This window comes from Pseudomonas sp. 10B238 (assembly GCF_000970615.1).
In the GTDB taxonomy this organism is placed as follows: domain Bacteria; phylum Pseudomonadota; class Gammaproteobacteria; order Pseudomonadales; family Pseudomonadaceae; genus Stutzerimonas.
This window is the reverse complement of sequence record NZ_KQ033966.1, coordinates 1-2358: the sequence shown is the minus strand read 5'-3', so window position 1 is coordinate 2358 and position 2358 is coordinate 1. Positions and strand designations below refer to the sequence as shown.

General features: G+C 47.1%; 2 protein-coding genes and 1 pseudogene. 2 read left to right on the top strand and 1 reads right to left on the bottom strand.

What is annotated here, in order from left to right; all coding sequences use genetic code 11:
• Positions 1-108, bottom strand: a pseudogene (locus tag RT21_RS23480) (integrase); the annotation flags it as partial.
• A gap of 165 nt (positions 109-273) precedes the next feature.
• Here RT21_RS23480 and RT21_RS22780 point away from each other — a divergent pair.
• A complete protein-coding gene (locus RT21_RS22780; RefSeq protein WP_023082601.1) occupies positions 274-1170 on the top strand; it encodes a hypothetical protein in 897 nt (298 codons plus the stop codon).
• Between the two features lie 450 nt (positions 1171-1620).
• A complete protein-coding gene (locus RT21_RS22775; RefSeq protein WP_046164452.1) occupies positions 1621-2352 on the top strand; it encodes a hypothetical protein in 732 nt (243 codons plus the stop codon).
• The last annotated feature ends 6 nt before the right edge of the window (positions 2353-2358 follow it).

The window sequence follows — 2358 nt, the reverse complement described above, 5'->3', positions numbered from 1 at the left end:
AAGCCTTACTCGGATGGCCCAGATATCTCTCTGTCGGAGCGGGGTTTTCTGCCCGACCAATTTTCCTTTGTTCCAGGGCTGACGGCTGCAGGTAGCAATGATGTCCATGGCAAGTCCTCCACGTGTGGAAGGACAAGCATGGCTAGCCAGAGCAGTGGCCGCTAACCGGCCAAAGGCAGCCACAAGTTGACTACTTCGCAAGGCAAGGGCGTATGCTCATGTAGCCCCCGCCGCTACGAGGCCAAAGAATGTCCACACAACTAGGGGCGATTCATGGATCCGACGAAATTTACCCTCAGACGCAGCGCGTTCTCGCCCGGAAACGCCATTTTCATCATCGACTGTTTAAGCGAGCGGGATCTGCAAACCGGTCTCTCTCGACTGAGAGAACTGCACGATTTGCTTCTCGCGCGCGATCCTGAGCGATTTGAATACAACAAGAATTTCGCCCATCGATTCGAGGCGGGCTCTGCAACCAAATTTGCAGAATGCTTCGAGGAAATCACAGGCGCGTGTGAGCTTGGCATTCGACCAATCATATTCATTGATGCTCACGGCCACTCCGAGAAGGGTCTTGGAACGCCGTCCGGGGAGTTTATTGGCTGGGATGAGTTGTTGGACAGCTTGGATAGCGTCACTCAGCGGACAGGGGGTGAGCTGACAGTTATTGTCGCTGCCTGCCATTCGATGAAAGCCGTAGAAAATCTGAGCCTTCAGAAGCGCCTTCCTTTTGCCTTTTACTATGGATATTCATCAGAGGTAAAAGCCGGAGTAGTAGATAAAGAAACGGAGGTGATTTACGAGAGTCTCTTTAATGATGGGGGGCGAGCCGTGCTAAATGCGACGAGCCTCCAGCTTAAGTCTTTCTCTGAATACGACCACGTTACGGATGTGCTGGCAGTCACATTGCTTAGCGCCAAGGCCCCCGGCGTTTTAGCCAAAATGCTTCCACAGTTGTCGCGCGCCAAGCTGCGAGCGTCTGCTGATGAGACAGTCGTAAAAAAAGGGATTCCTTTGTCTGGGTCACGCGTGAAGGTGAACCATATGCTCAGTTCAGGACAGCTAGCCATCAAGATGGTCGAGCAATTGATGCACGATACCCCGCGTCGAGAAAGGGTTATCCAAGACATCCAGGCATACATACAGGGTGCTCCAACGCCTGCTCTCTGAGGATGCTTCGGCGAATGGAGATTCCGAATAGTGCCGGAATATTTTTGGCGCTATCGCGAAGCTGCTTCTGTAATGCCTTCTCGGACTCCAGAAGCCACGCTTCAGCTCCCTGTACAGTGTTGAGCTGCCTCCATAGTGTGACCGCTTCTGGCCGGTAGTTACCGTTGTGAAACACGGCTTTCGGCCAGTAGCAGCCGCTCAATTGTGTCTATAGAACCTTTAGCGATTCAGTTACCAAACCAAAACTTTCAGGCAAGGCCTGCAGAGATTGTCTTGGGGCTAAGAAAACAACATATACCTCAGACCAAACTTGACTTTCTGTTTATCTCACTCCACCCACCTTGGCAAATCATGAGATAATATCGCTCTTCCACCCTATAAAATCGATAAAAAACCCTGATGCGACGGGTTGCTTTTTCTATTTTCAAATTTTGATAGCCGGGCTTGTAAATGAAAATCCTCGAACCACAGATCGACAAGCTGTTTGATGACAACCCAATTCTTCGACAACCTTTTCTCCATGTTTACAATCATTTCTGCCAGGTTGCCACCTTCCAATTCATTCAAGAAAAGCAAGCACCTCATAGCTTCGCAATTCCGTATACATTTGTATTTGAGCGCATGAACGACTTTAGTCCTCAAAGCCCTGAATCATGCGATGATTTTTTGCGCAAGCTAAACCCTGATGACTTTAAAAATTTATTCGCTTGCGCAAACCTCAATATAGTCATCCCATTTATTCGTAGCAAAATATATAGATTCACTCGCGAAAGCAGCGAAAAGTCAACGATCGACTACGCTGATGAAATTACACTCAAACATGAAATCAATGACATCATTGTAACGCATTTATCTCTACCAGTTATTTCAAACCAAGCTCACGATTCTAGACCTTGGCTCAAGAGCGTTGTTAATCGGCTAAAAACCAACAAGCCCGTAAATCCCACATTTTATTTTGATTACATTTCCGAGCAGTACAAAGCATCTGAAAATGCATTCATTGAAGCAGATATTATTCCACCTGATTTCTATACGCAGATTGGATTTTCTTCTGCCGATGCCTTTAAAAAAATCAGGAATGCTTTTATCTGCATAGGGCAAATCTATAATGACATCACGTTCATAGTTTACAAATACCTGGAAGTCAATGAACTTAAGGAACGTCTGAAAAAGACTTTCTAAAACGGT